This is a genomic window from Pseudomonas sp. GM102, assembly GCF_000282555.1.
In the GTDB taxonomy this organism is placed as follows: Bacteria; Pseudomonadota; Gammaproteobacteria; order Pseudomonadales; family Pseudomonadaceae; genus Aquipseudomonas.
Genome location: NZ_AKJB01000049.1, coordinates 1 through 16834, shown reverse-complemented (window position 1 = coordinate 16834; position 16834 = coordinate 1). Strand labels below are relative to the sequence as shown.

Genomic DNA, 16834 nt, shown 5'->3' with positions numbered 1-16834 from the left:
AAAATCCCTGTAGGAGCGAGGCTTGCCCGCGAAGCTTTTAGCGACTCAACAACGACGCAGCACCGGCACCACTGAACAACCCCGCACTCACCCGGTTAAACCAGCTCTGCCCATTGCCGCTGCGCAAATACCGCGCCGCGCCATGGGCACCGAGGCCATAAGCCAATTTGCACAGCAGATCCAGCACGGTCCAGGTGGCAATCATCACCAGCAACTGCGGCAGGAAGGGTTGCTCGGCACTCAGAAACTGCGGCAGGAAAGCGGCAAAGAACAAAATGTCTTTCGGATTGCTCGCGCCGAGCATGAACGCGCGCCCGAACAGTGCACGAAAGCGCGGCACCGGCGCAGCCTGGGGCACTTCGGCGCCTTGGGATGGCTGACGCGATTGCTGCCAGCTCTGCCAAGCGAGATAGAACAGGTACAGCGCACCGACGATTTTAAGGGCGCTGAACAGCTGTTCCGACGCCAGCAACAATGCGCCCAAGCCAAGCGCCGAAGCACTGAGCAGGCAGATCGACGCAATCACGCCTCCCAGAAACGCCGGGTAAGAACGGCGCAAACCGTAATTCAGACTGTTGCTGATCATCAGCAAAGACAGTGGCCCCGGGATCAGGATCACCACCAGCGCAGCGCCGCTGAACAGCAGCCAGGTTTCCAGACTCATCACTTTCCTCCCTATATGCAAAAGCCTCACCCGACGGGGTGAGGCTGTTTTGAAACACTGTTTTTGAAACGTAGACGGCTTACAAGAAAATGAACTTGGCGATGAAGATCGCGCAGAGCACCCACAAACTGACGGAAATTTCCTTGTGTTTACCGGTGAAAGCCTTCAGCACCACGTAAGTGATAAAGCCCAGCGCGATACCGTCGGCGACCGAGAAGGTCAGCGGCATCATGATCGCGGTAACGATCGCCGGAATGCTGTCGGTCGCTTCGTCCCATTCGATGTGTGCCATGCCGCCCATCATCAGCATCGCCACATAAATCAGCGCACCGGCGGTTGCGTAAGCGGGGATCATGCCAGCCAGCGGTGCGAAAAACATTGCGGCAATAAATAGCACACCTACGGTCACAGCGGTAAGACCAGTCCGACCACCCGCGGCGACACCCGCGGCACTTTCCACATAGCTGGTGACGGGCGGAACACCGACCACCGCACCGAATACGCTGGAAGCACTGTCGGCTTTGAGAGCGCGGGAAAGGTTTTCGATCTTGCCGTCAGCGTTTACCAGACCTGCGCGTTGTGCAACGCCCATCAAGGTGCCAGCGGTGTCAAACATGTGCACAAAGAGGAAAGCCAGAACCACGCTGATCATGCTGATATTGAATACACCGGCGACGTCCATGGCCATCCACGTCGGAGCCAGGCTCGGCGGGGCAGACATGATGCCCTCGTAGTGCACCAGCCCCAGGCCCCAACCAGCCAGGGTTACGGTGATGATGCTGATGAGGATCGCACCGAACACTTTGTGGTAGCTGAGCACGGCGATCATCAGGAAGCAGATGGCCGCCAGCAGCGGACCAGGCTCGCGCAGGGAACCAAGCTTGATCAGAGTGGCCGGGCTATCGACAACGATGCCCGCGGTTTTCAAGCCGATCAGCCCTAGAAACAGGCCCACACCGGCGCCCATGGCAAAGCGCAAACTCACTGGAATGCTGTTGAGCAGCCATTCGCGAATCCGCGAAAAGGTCAGGAACATGAACAACACACCGGAGACGAACACCGCACCGAGGGCGGTTTCCCAGTTGTAGCCCATGGTGCCGACCACGGTGTAGGTGAAGAACGCGTTCAGGCCCATGCCTGGCGCCAGGCCGACCGGCCAGTTGGCGTACAGGCCCATCAGCAGGCAACCCAGTGCGGCGGCGATACAGGTGGCGACGAACGCCGCACCGTGGTCGATGCCGGCATCGGCCATGATGTTCGGGTTGACGAAGATGATGTAGGCCATGGTGATGAAGGTTGTCAGACCGGCAATCAACTCGGTCTTCACCGTGGTGCCGTGCAAGCTGAGTTTGAAGATGCGCTCCAGCCAGCCATTGCGTAATGGCGGCGAGAGTTCCAGCGTCGGGGCTTCGGATTTGCGGCTTTCCACAGCGAGTACTCCTCAAGAGTTTTATTGTTATTTCCAGGGCCGGACCCATGAGGGTGGCAGCGACCCTTTGAGGTACTTGCGAATTTGTTGACCTGTTGGTCAGGAACTCGCACGAAGCGAATTATGCTTTTGTATACAAATAAAGCAAATAATGTTTTTGATTTTGTAGACGAAAAGTTTGTTGATCGGGATATATCGGCTATAGACGATCGTTCCCACGCTCTGCGTGGGAATGCCGCCATGGACGCTCTGCGTCCGCCGTTGATGTGACGCAGAGCGTCACGGGATGCATTCCCACGCAGAGCGTGGGAACGATCAGCTTGGAAAGACCTGGGCTTTACCCAGCGCGAGATTCACCGCCAACCACCCATTCACCGCCGTCTCCCCAGCTTCGGCAAACACCCGCTCGAGCAATTTCACCTGCTCGCGTCGCAACGACTGCTCGAACCGCGCGCCTTCCGCAGTCAGCTCCAGCAACCGCTTACGCTTGTCGGTCTCGGACGCGACGCTGTTCACCAAATGCATTTCCACTAACTGACGCAGCGGAATGTTCAGCGCCTGCTTGCTCACGCCGAGCAACGCCAGCAACTCCTTGACGCTGAGGGCAGGGTAGCGGGCGATGAAAAACACGATGCGTTGGTGCACCCGGCTCAAGCCGCGACGCTCGAGCATTTCGTCGGCCTTGGCGGTGAACGCCTGGTAACCGAAGAAAAACGCTTCCATGGCTTGTTGCTGAGTGCTGGGGTTTTTAAGGTCAAGCATATTGACGTATCCGCTCGGTCTGTCGTAATTTCGGTCAATCAGTTTGACTCATTTTCCTCAGGCCTCGCTACCGGTGACCCCCATGGCTTTTTCCGAACGTGTCTCGCGCCTTAAAAGTTCTTTGATCCGTGAAATCCTCGCCGCCGCCCAGCGTCCAGAAGTGATGTCGTTCGCCGGCGGTTTGCCGGCCGAAGCCATGCTGCCGAAAGTCGAGTGGGTGCATATGCCGCTGTCCATGGGGCAATACGGCATGAGCGAAGGCGAGCCGGAACTGCGTGAGGCGCTGGCGGCCGAAGCCCGAGCGTTGGGTGTGCCGTGTGAGGCGAGTCAGGTGTTGGTGGTCAGCGGTTCTCAGCAAACCCTCGATCTGGCGGCCAAGCTCTACATCGACAAAGGCACCGAGATCCTGCTTGAAGCGCCGACCTATCTGGCGGCGTTGCAGATTTTTCAGCTGTTCGGCGCCGACTGCATCACCGTCTCACAGGAAGCCGACGGCCCGAACCTGGTGCAATTGCGCAGCCGTCTGGAAAAACACAAGCCAGCGTTCATCTACCTGATTCCGACGTTTCAGAACCCGTCAGCGGTGCGCTACAGCGAGGCCAAGCGTGACGCGGTGGCGGCGTTGCTCGACGAGTTCGGCGTGACTCTGATCGAAGACGAACCCTACCGCGAACTGACCTTCGATGGCGGCAGTGCCACCCCGATCGTCAGTCGCTTGAACAAAGCCAGCTGGATCTACACCGGCACCGTGTCGAAAACCCTGTTACCGGGCCTGCGGGTCGGTTACCTGATCGCCAGCCCGGACCTGTTTGCGCACTTGCTGCGGCTCAAGCAATCGGCCGATCTGCACACCAACCGCATCGGGCAATGGCAAGCGCTGCAATGGATCGGCACCGAAAAATATCAGCAGCACCTGGGTGAGTTGCGTGACTTCTATCGGGGTCGTCGGGATGCGTTTCAGTCGGCATTGGAAACGCACTTTTGCGATCTGGCGCAGTGGAATGTGCCGCAGGGTGGGTTGTTTTTCTGGCTGACGCTCAAGCAGCCGCTGGATACGCGCACGCTGCTCAAGGCTGCGCTGGCGGCGGATGTGGCGTTTATGCCGGGCGAGCCGTTTTTTCCTGAGCCGGACAACAACCCCGGTCATCTGCGGCTGAACTTCAGCCACATCGACCCGGCGCGGCTGGATGAAGGGCTCAAGCGATTGGCGACGGTGGTGCGTCAGGCCCAGGCAGCAAAAGCGGCTTGAGGGGAGGGTATAAACAACAAACCGGCCAATCGGCCGGTTTATTTTTGCCCTGGATTTGTAGTGCTTGTGCTGACGCCTTCGCGGGCAAGCCTCGCTCCTACGGGGGCGAGGTGACCATTCGCACACACCGCCAACCTGTAGGAGCGAGGCTTGCCCGCGAAGAGGCCATCAGCAGCACCACAAAAACCTCAGGCTGCAGCAAACCGCTTATCCAGATAATCAATGATTACCTTGGATTCATACATCCAGGTGGTCTGGCCATTCTCTTCGATGCGCAGGCACGGCACCTTGATCTTGCCACCTTGCTCAAGCAGGGTCTGGCGATCCTGTTCGTCGTTCTTGGCATCGCGCAACGCCACCGGAACGTTCAGGCGACGCAGGGTGCGACGGGTTTTCACGCAGAACGGGCAAGCGTGGAACTGATACAGGGTCAGGTCCTTGGCGGCCGTGTTGACCTGAGCCTGAGCTTCGGCAGGGCGCTGTTTTTTGCGCGGACGAGTGATGAAGTCGATGAAGATGATCAGTTGGCCAAGGCCGACACGAAGCGCTTTAACGAACACGGTATAAGCCTCACAGGGGCAAACAGAAGGCGCGCAGCTTACCTGATTTTCGCAGGCGAAAAAAAACCGGCGATCAGTGCCGGTTTTCTTCGTGCTGCGAGTTACTTGATCAGGCTGAGAAACTCGCTGCGGGTGGCCGCGTTTTCGCGGAACTCGCCGAGCATCACCGAGGTGATCATCGTCGAGTTCTGTTTCTCCACACCGCGCATCATCATGCACATGTGCTTGGCCTCGATCACCACCGCAACGCCCAGGGCGCCGGTGACTTGCTGGACCGCATCGGCGATCTGGCGACTGAGGTTTTCCTGGATCTGCAGGCGGCGAGCGTACATATCGACGATCCGCGCGACTTTCGACAGCCCCAGGACCTTGCCGCTCGGGATGTAGGCAACATGGGCCTTGCCGATGAACGGCAGCATGTGGTGCTCGCACAACGAGTAGAGCTCGATGTCCTTGACCAGCACCATCTCGCTGTTGTCGGAGCTGAACAAGGCACCGTTGGTGACCTCTTCCAGTGTCTGTTCATAACCGCGGCAGAGGTACTGCATGGCTTTGGCGGCACGTTTTGGCGTGTCGAGCAGGCCCTCGCGGGAGGCGTCCTCGCCCAATTGGCCGAGAATCTCGGTGTAATTCTGTTCCAGGGACATGAAACTACCTGTGGGATTTTACGCAAAGGGCAAGGGTACGGTGACGGACACGGCGCTGCAAGCGTGAAGCGACGGCATCACTCGTCGCGACCTTCCATCATGGTGCGTTTGAGCATCACATAAACCGCTCCGGCGCCGCCGTGTTTCGGTTGGCACGAGGTGAAGCCGAGCACCTGTGAATGCTGACGCAGCCACGTGTTGACGTGACTCTTGATCATCGGCCGCTTGCCGTCCAGGCGCACCGCTTTGCCGTGGGTGACGCGTACGCAGCGGATTTCGAATTTGGTCGCTTCGGCCAGAAAGGCCCACAAGGTTTCACGGGCCTTTTCCACGTTCATGCCATGCAGATCGAGGCTGCCTTCGAACGGAATCTGTCCGATCTTGAGCTTGCGCATCTGGCTTTCCTGGACGCCGTCGCGGGCCCACATCAGCTCATCTTCGGGGCCGACATCAATGACGAACTGATCAGACAGCCCATCAACGGTGGTGGCATCGGTGCGCACGGTGGCGGCCTGGCGCAGCTTGGCAATTTGCGCGCGGTCGGCCTTGGGTTTGCCGGTTTCGGCGCGATCGTGCTTGATCGGCTTGACGCCTTGGATCGCGCTTTTGAACAGGGAAAAATCGTCGTCTTGCATGTCAGCCTCCGCGAAGGGCGGCCAGTTTACCCAAGTCGAAGCGAATGGGGCGCGACAAAACGCGTGGCGTTCGGCTCAGTCGTGTTTTTTCATCAAATGCGGGGACATGTTCAGCTCTTGCGATTGACGCGAACGGCGGCGGCAGCGGCGCCACAGCCACACCCCGATGTACAGTACGAACAAGCCAATCGCCAAAATCACTGCCGAACCAACCCGGTTGGTATTCAACTCGCCCAAGGCGGGCGCTTGGCCGAGCAGGCTGGCGGCACCTGCCATCACCAGCAGCACGCCGCACATCGCCAGCAGAGCGGCAATGGCTGCGCCGAAGCGAAAACGCCAGTTGCTTTGGCCTTTGGGCCGCAAGCGGCGTGCATCAAAACCATCGGATAACTTCATTCCGACCTTCCTCAATGGGTATCGGCCCTTCGACCGGGAGTTGACCGGGATGTTCCTGAGGCTAGGGCAATTACAGCAAATGAGAGGCTTTTGCGGATGAGCGGCGGCATGGACCGCTCATCGAAGGGTTGATCAGATCAGTTCGCGAGTCAGGGCGAGGGTGGCGAAGTTGTCCGCCATGATCGCCATTTCGGTGTGCTGAACGTGCTCGGCGCTCAGGACGCCACCCTTGTAGGGCAGGTCGCGAGTCGCGCAGGCGTCTTCAACCAATGTGCAACGAAAGCCCAGGTTCTTCGCGGCGCGCACGGTAGTGCTGACGCTGGAGTGGCTCATGAAGCCGCAGACGATAAGGTCCAGCGAGCCGAGATTCTGTAGGCGCTCCAGCAGTTCGGTGCCATGAAACGCACTCGGCAGCAATTTGCCAATGATGGTTTCATCGCCCTGTGGCTCCAGGCCCGGGATGAACTCACCGCGCTCGCCTTGCGGGTCGAACAGCCCTCCGACGGTGCCGAGGTGGCGCACGTGCACGATCGGCCGACCGGCTGCACGGGCAGCGGCCACCAGTTGCTTGATGTTCGCGACGGCAGCATCCATGCCGCTCAGTGCCAAGGGGCCGCTGAGGTATTCTTTCTGGGCATCGATGATGACAAGGGTCGCATGACCCAGATTGGCCGCTGCATAACCACGGCCGCTGAGTTGAAACATCGTTTTTGGAACGGACATTCTGGGGCTCCTTCGAGTGGGGCTTTTGCGACATTGTCCTCTGGCTGAGCGCTTCTGTGAATCGCTACCATCGTAGGCACCGCCGTTGTTGGGTCGCAGCCTTGTCAAGATACCCGTTCTGTTCAATAGCTTGCTGAAAAAATAGAAGAGTCCTACATCTGATCCGGTGTTTTTCCTGCGTCGTCGCGGCGCCTTTTGGCTGTTAGAATCGTCAGTCGTTTTTTCTGGAGTTTGCCCCGTGATCACTTCCCGACTTCGTACCCTGCGTGACCATATCCGTTGGGCCGTCAGCCGCTTCCATGGGGAGGATCTGTTTTTCGGCCATGGGACCGACAACGCCTGGGACGAAGCCCGTCAACTGGTGTTGGGTGCATTGCACCTGCCGTGGGAAATTGCTGATAGCTACCTCGACTGCAATCTGGAAGAGGACGAACTGGTCAACTTGCAGCGCCTGCTCAAACGTCGCATCGAAGAGCGCATTCCGACCGCTTACCTGCTGGGTGAAGCCTGGTTCTGCGGTATGTCGTTCATTGTCGACGAACGCGTGCTGATCCCGCGTTCGCCAATTGGCGAGCTGATCGAAAAGCGTTTCGAACCGTGGCTCGGCGCCGAGCCTGCGCGCATTCTAGACCTGTGCACCGGTTCCGGTTGCATCGGCATCGCCTGTGCCTACGAGTTCCAGAGCGCCGAAGTGGTACTGGCCGATCTGTCGTTCGAAGCGCTGGAAGTGGCGAACCAGAACATCGAGCGCCACGGTGTCGATGAGCGGGTGTTCACCGTTCAGGGCGATGGTTTTGATGGCTTGCCGGGTCAACGTTTCGACCTGATCGTGTCGAACCCGCCCTACGTCGATGCGGAAGATTTCGCCGACATGCCGCACGAGTATCAGCACGAACCGGAGCTGGGCCTGGCCTGTGGCGATGACGGTTTGAACCTGGTGCGCCGCATGCTCGCCGAAGCGGCGGATCATCTGACCGAGAAAGGTTTGTTGATTGTCGAGGTGGGTAACAGCCAGGTTCACGTCGAAGCGCTGTACCCGGAAGTCGACTTCGCTTGGCTGGAGTTCGAGCGCGGTGGGCATGGAGTGTTCATGCTGACTGCGGAGCAGTGCCGCGATCATCAGGCGCTGTTCGCTTCTCGCGTCTGACTCTAGAAAGCCTTCGCGGGCAAGCCACGCTCCCACAGGTTTTGTGTTGTGTCCAATTGATCTGGCACACACAAAACCTGTGGGAGCGTGGCTTGCCCGCGATGGCCGCGCCGCGGATTACGCTATCAACGGTGCGTAGCAATCCAGATCAACAACCCCGCCTGAAACACCGCAAACGCCACCAGACACGTAATGGTAAAACGCAGGCCGGCGTCTTCGCGTTTGTACTTGCTGACCTTTTCTTCGTGCTTCTTCAGTTTGACTTCCTGTTCCGCCAGATTCTGCTCGGCTTGCTGGAGCATCTGCGCGGCTTCGAGGATTTCTACCTGTTGCAACTTTTCGCTGTTCCAGTCGCCGAGCAAATCACCGACTGACACCTCTTTAACGCTGCCCTTCAAATGCTGGGCGTCGGCGTAGACCACGTCAAAACCGTGCACCCGCAGAAAGTGATCGCGGCGCAGGCGAGTGTCTTCGTTCAGCGCATCCTTGTTGTTCAGGTCAGTACCGTCGAAGGTGTAGGCGGGCCATCTCTTCTTCGCCCACGTAATGCCCTGAGCTGCCATATAGCGCCCGATGCCGCGGTTCATCGGCTCGATCTGCAAGCCGCTTTCCGGCTCGAAATGCACGCGTTTGGTGGTGTGATCGACCCACACGTCCAGATGGTTCTGTTCTTTGCGCACGCGCTGGCCCGGCAGCTTGATGGTCATGCGCATCAGGCTGTGTTCCTTGCTATTGCGTTCAGCGTAACCGAATTCGACAAAGCGCAACGGCCGTCCACCGGTGTTGCGGTCGGTTTTCAGCGGCGCCAGGCGGAGCATTTTGTGGTGCTCGACGTGGACGTCCGCCCACGGCAGCTCGACCGCTGGCGGTGCGTCTTTTTCAGCGGTGGTGTCGGGTGAAGTCTGGGTATCAGTCATAACGGCGAGATCCTGTCCAAGCTCTGCTTGCCGCCAGTCATAGCGCTGGCGACAAAGGCTTATCGGCCGTTTTTTTCAGGACTGGAGGGCTAGGGGGCGTTCTCAACTAGTTTTCACGCCGCGTTGTCGCCTTAAAGCGGGCCAGGCAAGGCGCAGGCCGCTGGGAATGGTTGTTCCCTTTCCAAGGCCAACGCAGGCTGGCCCGCTTTAAGGCACAACCCGAAGGGCCGGCGTGAAAACTAGTTGAGAACGCCCCCTGACCTCGGTTAACTGGCGCGAAGTCCGTCAATAAACTCGAGGATTCGCGCGCCGAGTTCGGCCGCCAGCGGTAATTGCGGATCTTTATAGGAGGCCAATTGCCGCTTCACGTCGTTGGGCACGATGCGCATCACGTGGTTCATGCCTTCGATCAGCGCCAGTTCAGCGTCCGGTTTGGCGGCCTTGAGTGCCTTGGCATCACCCACGCCGACCTGAATGTCGTTGCTGCCCTGGATGATCAGCGCCGGCATTTTCAATTTGGCGAAGGCCGCTGCCGGGTCCTGGCGAAACAGCGAAATCAGATACGGTTGCACACTGGGGCGGAAAATCACCTGCAATTGCGGTGGCACGTTGTCGTCAGTGTGGCCGGCCTTGAGGCTGTCGAGCAATTCATTGCTGCGCAGCATCAACGGCGGCGGCAGGCGATTGCTCAACTGCTGGCGCAATACCTGATCGATCGGCCGGGCGCTGCCGGACATGGAAATCACCGCTGCGGCATCGACGTTCGGCGCCGCTAGGCTGGCGATCAACGCACCTTCGCTGTGGCCGAGCAAAATCAGTTTGCCAAAGCGCGGATCGGTTTTGAGCTTGTGGCCCCAAGCTTCGGCGTCGGCCACATAGGCCTCCACCGACAGATTACGTTCGTCTGGAGTCGCAGCCAGGCTCGCCGCCACGCCGCGTTTGTCGTAGCGCACGCTGGCGATGTTGTGTTTGGCCAGCACCCAGGCCAGCCGTTTGAGGCTGTCATTGCGTCCACCGTCGGGGTTGTTTCCGTCACGATCCGTAGGACCGGAGCCGGATATGATCAGGACAACTGGCACAGGCGTGTCGGACTTGGGCAGCAACAGCGAGCCGAAAAGCTCGCCGCTGCCCGTGTCCAATGTGATGGGACGTTGTAGGACAGTGGCCTGTGCAAAGCCGGTAAACAAGGTAAGGCTCAAGGCTAGAACTCGCAGCATCATCACGCCATCATCCACTCGGTGCCGGTTGGACTCGCAAGCACCCATAAGGTTCGAGGATGAACTAGTCGGGTAGCCTGCGTATACTGGCGCGCATTACGTATTTTAGTTTCGATTTCACGGAGCGTCCCGCATGTCCGGCAATACCTACGGCAAGCTGTTCACTGTCACCACTGCGGGCGAAAGCCATGGTCCGGCGCTGGTCGCCATTGTCGATGGCTGCCCGCCGGGCCTGGAGATTTCCCTTGAGGATCTGCAGCGCGACCTGGATCGCCGCAAGCCCGGCACCAGCCGCCACACCACCCAGCGCCAGGAAGCCGACGAAGTCGAAATCCTCTCTGGCGTGTTCGAAGGCCGCACCACCGGTTGCGCCATCGGCCTGTTGATCCGCAACACCGACCAGAAGTCCAAGGACTATTCGGCGATCAAGGATCTGTTCCGCCCGGCCCACGCCGACTACACCTACCACCACAAATACGGCGAGCGCGATTACCGCGGCGGCGGTCGCAGTTCGGCCCGTGAAACCGCCATGCGCGTGGCGGCAGGGGCGATTGCGAAAAAGTACCTGGCCACCCAAGGCATCGTCATTCGTGGCTACATGAGCCAGCTCGGCCCCATCGAAATCCCGTTCAAGACCTGGGATTCGGTGGAAGAGAACGCCTTCTTCAGCCCCGATCCGGACAAAGTGCCGGAGCTGGAAGCCTATATGGACCAGTTGCGTCGCGACCAGGATTCGGTCGGTGCGAAGATCACCGTGGTCGCCGAAGGCGTGATGCCGGGCCTCGGCGAGCCGATCTTCGACCGCCTCGACGCCGAACTGGCCCACGCGCTGATGAGCATCAACGCGGTCAAGGGCGTTGAGATCGGCGCCGGTTTTGCCAGCATCGCCCAGCGTGGCACCGAACACCGCGATGAAATGACCCCGGAAGGTTTCCTCAGCAACAACGCCGGCGGCATTCTCGGTGGCATCTCGTCCGGTCAGCCGATCGTGGCGCACCTGGCACTCAAGCCAACCTCGAGCATCACCACGCCGGGCCGGTCCATCGACATCCATGGTAATCCTGCGGAGGTCGTCACCAAGGGCCGTCACGACCCGTGCGTCGGCATCCGCGCCACGCCGATTGCCGAAGCGATGATGGCCATCGTATTGATGGATCACTTGCTGCGTCACCGCGGACAGAACGCCGACGTGCGCGTGAGCACTCCGGTGCTGGGTCAGCTTTAATGGCTGACCTGATAGCCGCTGCGGTCTGACTGTGGCGGCGCTCCCGTACTGGCGGCTCTCCAGTTTCTATCTGTTCTATTTCGCCTTGCTCGGTTCGACAGCGCCATTCCTGGCGCTGTATTTCGATCACCTGGGCTTTTCCAGTGCGCGCATTGGCGAACTGGTGGCGATCCCGATGCTGATGCGCTGCGTGGCGCCGAACATCTGGGGCTGGCTCGGTGACTACACCGGGCGACGGCTGGCCATCGTGCGGTTCGGCGCGGTCTGTACGCTGCTGACCTTCTCACTGATTTTCGTCAGCAAAAGCTACGCGTGGCTGGCAATGGTCATGGCCTTGCACGCGTTCTTCTGGCACGCGGTGTTGCCGCAGTTTGAAGTCATCACCCTGGCGCATTTGCAGGGGCAGACATCTCGCTACAGTCAGATTCGCCTATGGGGCTCCATCGGATTCATCATCACCGTGGTCGCCCTCGGCCGGTTGTTCGAGTGGCTTAGCCTGGACATCTATCCGGTGGCGCTGGTGCTGATCTTGGCCGGGATCGTCGTCAGCAGTTTGTGGGTACCCAACGCGCAACCGGTTCAGAGTGAACGGTTGGCGGGGGAGGGATTCCTCCAGCAATTGCGTAACCCCGGGGTGTTGGCGTTCTACACTTGCGTGGCCCTGATGCAGATGAGTCACGGGCCGTATTACACCTTTCTGACCCTGCACCTTGAGCGACTGGGTTACACCCGTGGCTTGATTGGTATGCTCTGGGCCTTGGGCGTGGTCGCTGAAGTATTAATGTTCCTGGCCATGAGCAAGATTCTTGCGCGCTTCTCGGTGCGCCGGGTGCTGCTGGCGAGTTTCCTGCTGGCGGCTTTGCGTTGGTTGTTGCTCGGTTCGTTTGCTGAATTCCTCTGGGTATTGCTGTTCGCCCAAGTGCTGCACGCCGCAACTTTCGGCAGCTTTCACGCGGCTGCCATCCAGTTCGTGCAACGTAGCTTCGGCGCGCGTCAGCAAGGGCAGGGCCAGGCGTTGTATGCCGCGCTCGCTGGCACTGGCGGCGCATTGGGCGCGTTGTATTCGGGCTACAGCTGGAATGCCCTCGGCGCCACATTGACCTTTAGCATTGCCAGTCTCGCAGCCTTCGCCGCTGCCGTTATCATTGCCACACGTATGCAAGAGGACAGGCCATGAGCCTGACCTGTGAACATCTCGCCCGGGAGATCATCGACGCGGGGCGCGCGCATGAGCGACGCACTGCGACCGATCGAGGCCTTTGAATTTTGTTCGAGTGCGAGTTGAAGACGCGCTCGCTCTCGAACCATGAAGCATGAACCGTTAAGGAGTTGCCCAGATGAGCAGCCTGTCCGTTTATCACGTCTCCAGCCCTGAAATACCGAACAAAGTCCTGACCCACCTCGAGGACATCGCCTCGACCCTGGCCGAACAGGGCGTGCGCTTCGACCGTTGGCAAGCCGCGGCAAAAATTCAGCCCGGCGCCAGCCAGGAAGAAGTGATCGCCGCGTATCAGGAGCAAATCGACAAATTGATGACCGAGCGCGGTTACCTCACCGTTGACGTCGTCAGCTTGAATAGCGATAACCTGCAAAAAACCGAGTTACGCACCAAGCTCATCAATGAACACCGCTGCGCGGAAGACGTAGTACGATTTTTCGTCGCTGGCCGTGGTTTGTACTCCCTGCACATCGGTGATTACGTCTATGCCGTGCTCTGCGAGAAAAACGACCTGATCTCGGTGCCTGCCGGTACGCCGCATTGGTTCGACATGGGCGAGCACCCGCATTTCGTCGCCATCCGTCTGTCCAACAACCCCGAAGGCAGGGTGGCCAATTTCACCGGCGATGACATCGCCAGCCGCTTCCCGCGTCTCGAGGACTGAGTAGAGGCCAATCGTTGCTCCGGCCTTCTGCCCTGTAAACCACATAACCTGTAGGAGCAGAGCTTGCTCGCGAAGGCGGAGTGTCAGTCAACGTTAATGTCGCCTGACACTCCGCCTTCGCGAGCAAGCTCTGCTCCTACAAGGGTTGTGCAAAGCCAGAAACAACTCAGGCCGTGAAGCGAAAGCTCTCACGGCCTGTTTGTTTGTAGCGCGTTTATCTATACAACCGCAGGATTTAAACCGAGTGATAAGTCGGCAGGGCGAACCGTTGCTGGCTTTGCAGCATGGAGATCTGCGGCAGTTCGCTGGCCTGTTCGGCGACGTCACGGCGAATTGCGCTGATCACCCACGACAGCTGATCGCCGGCATGCAATTGCTGGTAGGAAATCGAACGTTTGAAGACTTTGCCGTCCGTACTGCGCAGGGTCAGCAGAATGCCGCCATCAGGCCGTGGCTGGGTGGTCACTTCGAAGTTGGAGAATAGCGACGAAAATTTTTCCTGGATCAGGCTCATGTCTATCAGCTCCGTGAGTGCTTTGAAGGGCTACATGGAGAGGTAGTTGCAGTGATTGTGCCAGCACCTAAATTTTTAAAAATTCATATAAATCAACAAGTTAGTTTTTAAGCGCTTTTATGAATTCGTGCAATCTGCATGAATGGCCATCGTGCATCCTGCATTTTGCGTGGTCGACCACGATTCGATTGAACCAATCACAGCGCCAGGGTTCCGCTTTTCGATGTCTGGTCCGAACGCTTCGGTCGCGGATACAAAACATTTCAAAAACCGCGTGTACAGCTCAAGAACCGCTGACGTATTTTCGGCCTTAATCAACGCCACCCGACAATAAGAAGATCGAACGGGAGCATCATGAGCCGCACGCTGAACGACACGATTACCTGGGGCATGATGCTCCGCAAGCTGCCTTCCATTGCCAAAGCCATTCCCCGCGTGGTGAAGGGCATGAAAGCCGCCAACGTCAAGGACCCGACCCAACCGTGTGGTCTCGGCTGGAGCTTCGAGCAGGCGACGTTGCGCAACCCCGAGGGCCCGGCCTTGCTGCAGGGCGAGGTAGCGCTCACTTATGCACAGGTCAATCAGTGGGCCAATCGCATCGCCCATCACCTGATTGCCCAAGGCATCGGCAAGGGCGATGTGGTGGCGATCTTTATCGAGAACCGTCCGGAACTGTTGGTGACGATATTGGCGGTGGCCAAGGTCGGCGCGATCAGCGCCTTGCTCAATACCTCTCAGACCCGCGATACCCTGGCCCATAGCCTGAACCTGGTGGCTCCTGTGGCGATCGTGGTCGGAGAAGAGCTGGTTCCGGCCTTCAATGCGGTTCGCGAGCGGGTGTCCATCGACGCTGCGCGTACCTGGTTTGTCGCCGATCGCGACACTTATCGCGATCCGGGCAATTCGCCCGATGGCTTCATCAACCTGATGACGGTCAGTGCCCAAGCGTGCAGCGATAACCCCGTCAGCAGCCATCAGGTTTTTCTCGACGATCCTTGTTTCTACATCTACACCTCGGGCACCACCGGGTTGCCCAAAGCCGGGGTGTTCAAACACGGCCGCTGGATGCGCAGCTCCGCCAGCTTCGGGCTGATTGCCCTGGATATGCAGCCGCAGGACGTCGTCTATTGCACCTTGCCGCTGTACCACGCCACCGGGCTCTGCGTGTGCTGGGGCTCGGCGATCAGCGGGGCGTCGGGGTTTGCCATCCGCCGCAAGTTCAGCGCCAGCCAGTTCTGGAGTGACGTGCGCAAATACCGGGCGACCACCCTCGGTTACGTCGGCGAATTGTGCCGCTACCTGGTGGATCAACCGCGCAGCGTCGACGACAGTCGGCACAGCGTGACGAAGATGATCGGCAATGGTCTGCGCCCCGGCGCGTGGAGCGAGTTCAAGACGCGTTTTGCCGTTGACCATATCTGCGAGCTGTACGCCGCCAGCGACGGCAATATCGGCTTCACCAACATCCTCAACTTCGACAACACCATCGGTTTTTCCCTGATGTCATGGGAACTGGTGGCGTACGACCACGACAGCGGCGCACCCACGCGAGATGCCAAGGGTTTCATGCGCAAAGTGGCCAAGGGCGAGCAGGGTTTGCTGCTGGCGAGGATCGACGACAAGGCGCCGCTGGACGGCTATACCGATCCGCAGAAGACCGCAAAAGTCGTGCTCCACGACGTGTTCAAGAAGGGCGACCGTTACTTCAATACCGGTGACCTGCTGCGCAACATCGGTTTTGGCCACGCGCAGTTTGTCGATCGTTTGGGCGACACCTACCGCTGGAAGGGCGAAAACGTCTCGACCACCGAGGTCGAGAACATCCTGCTGCAACATCCGCAGATCGCCGAAGCCGTGGCTTATGGCGTGGAGATCCACAACACCAACGGGCGTGCCGGGATGGCGGCAATCACGCCGGCTGAATCCCTGGCGACCCTGGACTTCAGCGAGTTGCTGGCTTTCGCCAGGCAGCAAATGCCTGCCTATGCGGTGCCACTTTTCCTACGGGTGAAAGTGAAAATGGAAACCACCGGGACCTTCAAATACCAGAAGACGCGACTCAAGGACGAAGCCTTCGACCCGAACAAAACCGGCGATGACCCGATCTACGCCTGGTTGCCGGGTACCCAGACTTACGTGCAAGTCACCGAGCAGGTGCTGGCGGATATCCAGGACGGCAAGCACCGTTATTGAATGCGGCTCTTATTAAATGTAGCTATGGCCATTCATGAGAAAAAAGAAGTGACAGGTTCCAGACCGCTCGGGAAACTATCGGCTTTCCGATTGACCGAATGTGGAGTCCCCAATGTCAGACAAAAGCCGCCAGATGACGCCCGAAGAGGCTGCTGAATTTGCCGAACAGGTGTTCAACAAAGCGCGTGAAGGCGATGCGGCCATGATGGCGGCGCTGCTGACCAAGGGCTTGCCGCCGAACCTGCGCAACCACAAGGGCGACACCTTGCTGATGCTCGCCGCGTACCACGGCCATGTCGAGACGGTAAAAGTCCTGCTCGAGCACAAGGCCGACCCGGAAATCCGCAACGACAACGGCCAGAGCCCGATTGCTGGCGCGGCATTCAAGGGTGATCTGGCGGTGGTCAAGGCGCTGGTTGAAGGTGGCGCGCAAGTGGAAGGTTCGTCCTTCGACGGTCGCACTGCATTGATGATGGCGGCGATGTTCAACCGCGTCGAAATCGTCGACTACCTGATCAGCAAAGGCGCCGATCCGAAAGCCAAGGATGCCAACGGCGTATCCGCGCTGGACGCGGCCAAAACCATGGGCGCGGTGGATACCACCGCACAATTGCAGAAACTCCTGGCCTGACCTCTGTGGTGCTGCAGGGTTTTTGTGGCGAGGGAGTCCCCG

General features: G+C 59.1%; 18 protein-coding genes and 1 pseudogene. 8 read left to right on the top strand and 11 right to left on the bottom strand.

All coding sequences use genetic code 11. The features are described 5' to 3' along the window. Window positions 1-37: 37 nt before the first annotated feature. From PMI18_RS18995 to PMI18_RS19005, 3 genes are all read right to left on the bottom strand, one after another. Window positions 38-664: a LysE family translocator gene (locus PMI18_RS18995; protein WP_007898823.1), complete on the bottom strand. Its 627-nt coding sequence runs from the start codon at window positions 662-664 to the stop codon at window positions 38-40. A 79-nt stretch (window positions 665-743) separates the two neighbouring features. Then, window positions 744-2093, bottom strand: coding sequence for an NCS2 family permease (locus tag PMI18_RS19000; protein WP_007898822.1), 1350 nt, complete (start codon window positions 2091-2093; stop codon window positions 744-746). Between the two features lie 315 nt (window positions 2094-2408). After that, complete coding sequence (locus tag PMI18_RS19005; protein WP_007898821.1) at window positions 2409-2855, bottom strand: MarR family winged helix-turn-helix transcriptional regulator; 447 nt, start codon at window positions 2853-2855, stop codon at window positions 2409-2411. Between the two features lie 82 nt (window positions 2856-2937). Between PMI18_RS19005 and PMI18_RS19010 the strand changes: the two genes are divergently transcribed. Continuing rightward, the gene (locus PMI18_RS19010; RefSeq protein WP_007898820.1) at window positions 2938-4104 is read left to right on the top strand and encodes an aminotransferase-like domain-containing protein; all 1167 of its coding nucleotides are present in this window, start codon (window positions 2938-2940) and stop codon (window positions 4102-4104) included. 188 nt (window positions 4105-4292) lie between these two features. On the opposite strand, the gene PMI18_RS19015 is transcribed toward PMI18_RS19010, so the two are convergent. The 5 genes from PMI18_RS19015 to PMI18_RS19035 all read right to left on the bottom strand — a co-directional run bounded on the left by PMI18_RS19015 (window position 4293) and on the right by PMI18_RS19035 (window position 7065). Continuing rightward, a complete protein-coding gene (locus PMI18_RS19015) occupies window positions 4293-4664 on the bottom strand; it encodes a glutathione S-transferase N-terminal domain-containing protein (protein WP_007898819.1) in 372 nt (123 codons plus the stop codon). 101 nt (window positions 4665-4765) lie between these two features. Beyond that, complete coding sequence (folE, locus tag PMI18_RS19020) at window positions 4766-5311, bottom strand: GTP cyclohydrolase I FolE (protein ID WP_007898818.1); 546 nt, start codon at window positions 5309-5311, stop codon at window positions 4766-4768. A gap of 77 nt (window positions 5312-5388) precedes the next feature. Further along, complete coding sequence (locus PMI18_RS19025; protein ID WP_007898817.1) at window positions 5389-5946, bottom strand: Smr/MutS family protein; 558 nt, start codon at window positions 5944-5946, stop codon at window positions 5389-5391. Window positions 5947-6021: 75 nt separating this feature from the next. Beyond that, the gene (locus PMI18_RS19030; protein WP_007898816.1) at window positions 6022-6342 is read right to left on the bottom strand and encodes a hypothetical protein; all 321 of its coding nucleotides are present in this window, start codon (window positions 6340-6342) and stop codon (window positions 6022-6024) included. 132 nt (window positions 6343-6474) lie between these two features. After that, window positions 6475-7065: a cysteine hydrolase family protein gene (locus PMI18_RS19035; protein WP_007898815.1), complete on the bottom strand. Its 591-nt coding sequence runs from the start codon at window positions 7063-7065 to the stop codon at window positions 6475-6477. 238 nt (window positions 7066-7303) lie between these two features. Here PMI18_RS19035 and prmB point away from each other — a divergent pair, with 238 nt between their 5' ends. Beyond that, the gene (prmB, locus tag PMI18_RS19040) at window positions 7304-8212 is read left to right on the top strand and encodes a 50S ribosomal protein L3 N(5)-glutamine methyltransferase (protein WP_007898814.1); all 909 of its coding nucleotides are present in this window, start codon (window positions 7304-7306) and stop codon (window positions 8210-8212) included. A gap of 125 nt (window positions 8213-8337) precedes the next feature. On the opposite strand, the gene PMI18_RS19045 is transcribed toward prmB, so the two are convergent. Both PMI18_RS19045 and PMI18_RS19050 read right to left on the bottom strand, forming a co-directional pair. Next, window positions 8338-9129, bottom strand: coding sequence for a hypothetical protein (locus tag PMI18_RS19045; RefSeq protein ID WP_007898813.1), 792 nt, complete (start codon window positions 9127-9129; stop codon window positions 8338-8340). A 266-nt stretch (window positions 9130-9395) separates the two neighbouring features. Continuing rightward, window positions 9396-10394, bottom strand: a complete 999-nt coding sequence (locus tag PMI18_RS19050; RefSeq protein WP_033036247.1) for an alpha/beta hydrolase — start codon at window positions 10392-10394, stop codon at window positions 9396-9398. A gap of 85 nt (window positions 10395-10479) precedes the next feature. Between PMI18_RS19050 and aroC the strand changes: the two genes are divergently transcribed. From aroC to PMI18_RS19065, 4 genes and pseudogenes are all read left to right on the top strand, one after another. Continuing rightward, window positions 10480-11571 carry a chorismate synthase gene (gene aroC / locus PMI18_RS19055; protein ID WP_007898811.1) on the top strand — a complete coding sequence of 364 codons (1092 nt, stop codon included), beginning with the start codon at window positions 10480-10482 and terminating at the stop codon, window positions 11569-11571. A gap of 31 nt (window positions 11572-11602) precedes the next feature. Next, window positions 11603-12748, top strand: coding sequence for an MFS transporter (locus tag PMI18_RS19060; protein ID WP_007898810.1), 1146 nt, complete (start codon window positions 11603-11605; stop codon window positions 12746-12748). Window positions 12749-12784: 36 nt separating this feature from the next. Further along, window positions 12785-12888, top strand: a pseudogene (locus PMI18_RS31865) (hypothetical protein); the annotation flags it as partial. 20 nt (window positions 12889-12908) lie between these two features. After that, window positions 12909-13454, top strand: a complete 546-nt coding sequence (locus PMI18_RS19065; RefSeq protein WP_007898808.1) for a 1,2-dihydroxy-3-keto-5-methylthiopentene dioxygenase — start codon at window positions 12909-12911, stop codon at window positions 13452-13454. 235 nt (window positions 13455-13689) lie between these two features. Here the strand turns inward: PMI18_RS19065 and PMI18_RS19070 are convergent, their stop codons facing one another. Beyond that, entirely contained in the window at window positions 13690-13968 is a 279-nt protein-coding gene (locus PMI18_RS19070) for a DUF3509 domain-containing protein (protein ID WP_007898807.1), read from the bottom strand. 354 nt (window positions 13969-14322) lie between these two features. Between PMI18_RS19070 and PMI18_RS19075 the strand changes: the two genes are divergently transcribed. Together PMI18_RS19075 and PMI18_RS19080 are read left to right on the top strand one after the other, a co-directional pair. Next, complete coding sequence (locus PMI18_RS19075) at window positions 14323-16161, top strand: long-chain-acyl-CoA synthetase (RefSeq protein WP_007898806.1); 1839 nt, start codon at window positions 14323-14325, stop codon at window positions 16159-16161. Window positions 16162-16273: 112 nt separating this feature from the next. Then, window positions 16274-16792 (top strand): ankyrin repeat domain-containing protein, encoded by a 519-nt coding sequence (locus PMI18_RS19080; RefSeq protein ID WP_007898805.1) that lies wholly within the window; start codon window positions 16274-16276, stop codon window positions 16790-16792. Window positions 16793-16834 lie beyond the last annotated feature (42 nt).

Coding starts and splice junctions, on each gene's coding strand:
- PMI18_RS18995 (WP_007898823.1), bottom strand. CDS start 664: ATGAGTCTGGAAACCTGGCTGCTGTTCAGCGGCGCTGCGCTGGTGGTG.
- PMI18_RS19005 (WP_007898821.1), bottom strand. CDS start 2,855: ATGCTTGACCTTAAAAACCCCAGCACTCAGCAACAAGCCATGGAAGCG.
- PMI18_RS19010 (WP_007898820.1), top strand. CDS start 2,938: ATGGCTTTTTCCGAACGTGTCTCGCGCCTTAAAAGTTCTTTGATCCGT.
- folE (WP_007898818.1), bottom strand. CDS start 5,311: ATGTCCCTGGAACAGAATTACACCGAGATTCTCGGCCAATTGGGCGAG.
- PMI18_RS19025 (WP_007898817.1), bottom strand. CDS start 5,946: ATGCAAGACGACGATTTTTCCCTGTTCAAAAGCGCGATCCAAGGCGTC.
- PMI18_RS19030 (WP_007898816.1), bottom strand. CDS start 6,342: ATGAAGTTATCCGATGGTTTTGATGCACGCCGCTTGCGGCCCAAAGGC.
- PMI18_RS19035 (WP_007898815.1), bottom strand. CDS start 7,065: ATGTCCGTTCCAAAAACGATGTTTCAACTCAGCGGCCGTGGTTATGCA.
- PMI18_RS19045 (WP_007898813.1), bottom strand. CDS start 9,129: ATGACTGATACCCAGACTTCACCCGACACCACCGCTGAAAAAGACGCA.
- PMI18_RS19050 (WP_033036247.1), bottom strand. CDS start 10,394: ATGGGTGCTTGCGAGTCCAACCGGCACCGAGTGGATGATGGCGTGATG.
- aroC (WP_007898811.1), top strand. CDS start 10,480: ATGTCCGGCAATACCTACGGCAAGCTGTTCACTGTCACCACTGCGGGC.
- PMI18_RS19065 (WP_007898808.1), top strand. CDS start 12,909: ATGAGCAGCCTGTCCGTTTATCACGTCTCCAGCCCTGAAATACCGAAC.
- PMI18_RS19070 (WP_007898807.1), bottom strand. CDS start 13,968: ATGAGCCTGATCCAGGAAAAATTTTCGTCGCTATTCTCCAACTTCGAA.
- PMI18_RS19075 (WP_007898806.1), top strand. CDS start 14,323: ATGAGCCGCACGCTGAACGACACGATTACCTGGGGCATGATGCTCCGC.
- PMI18_RS19080 (WP_007898805.1), top strand. CDS start 16,274: ATGTCAGACAAAAGCCGCCAGATGACGCCCGAAGAGGCTGCTGAATTT.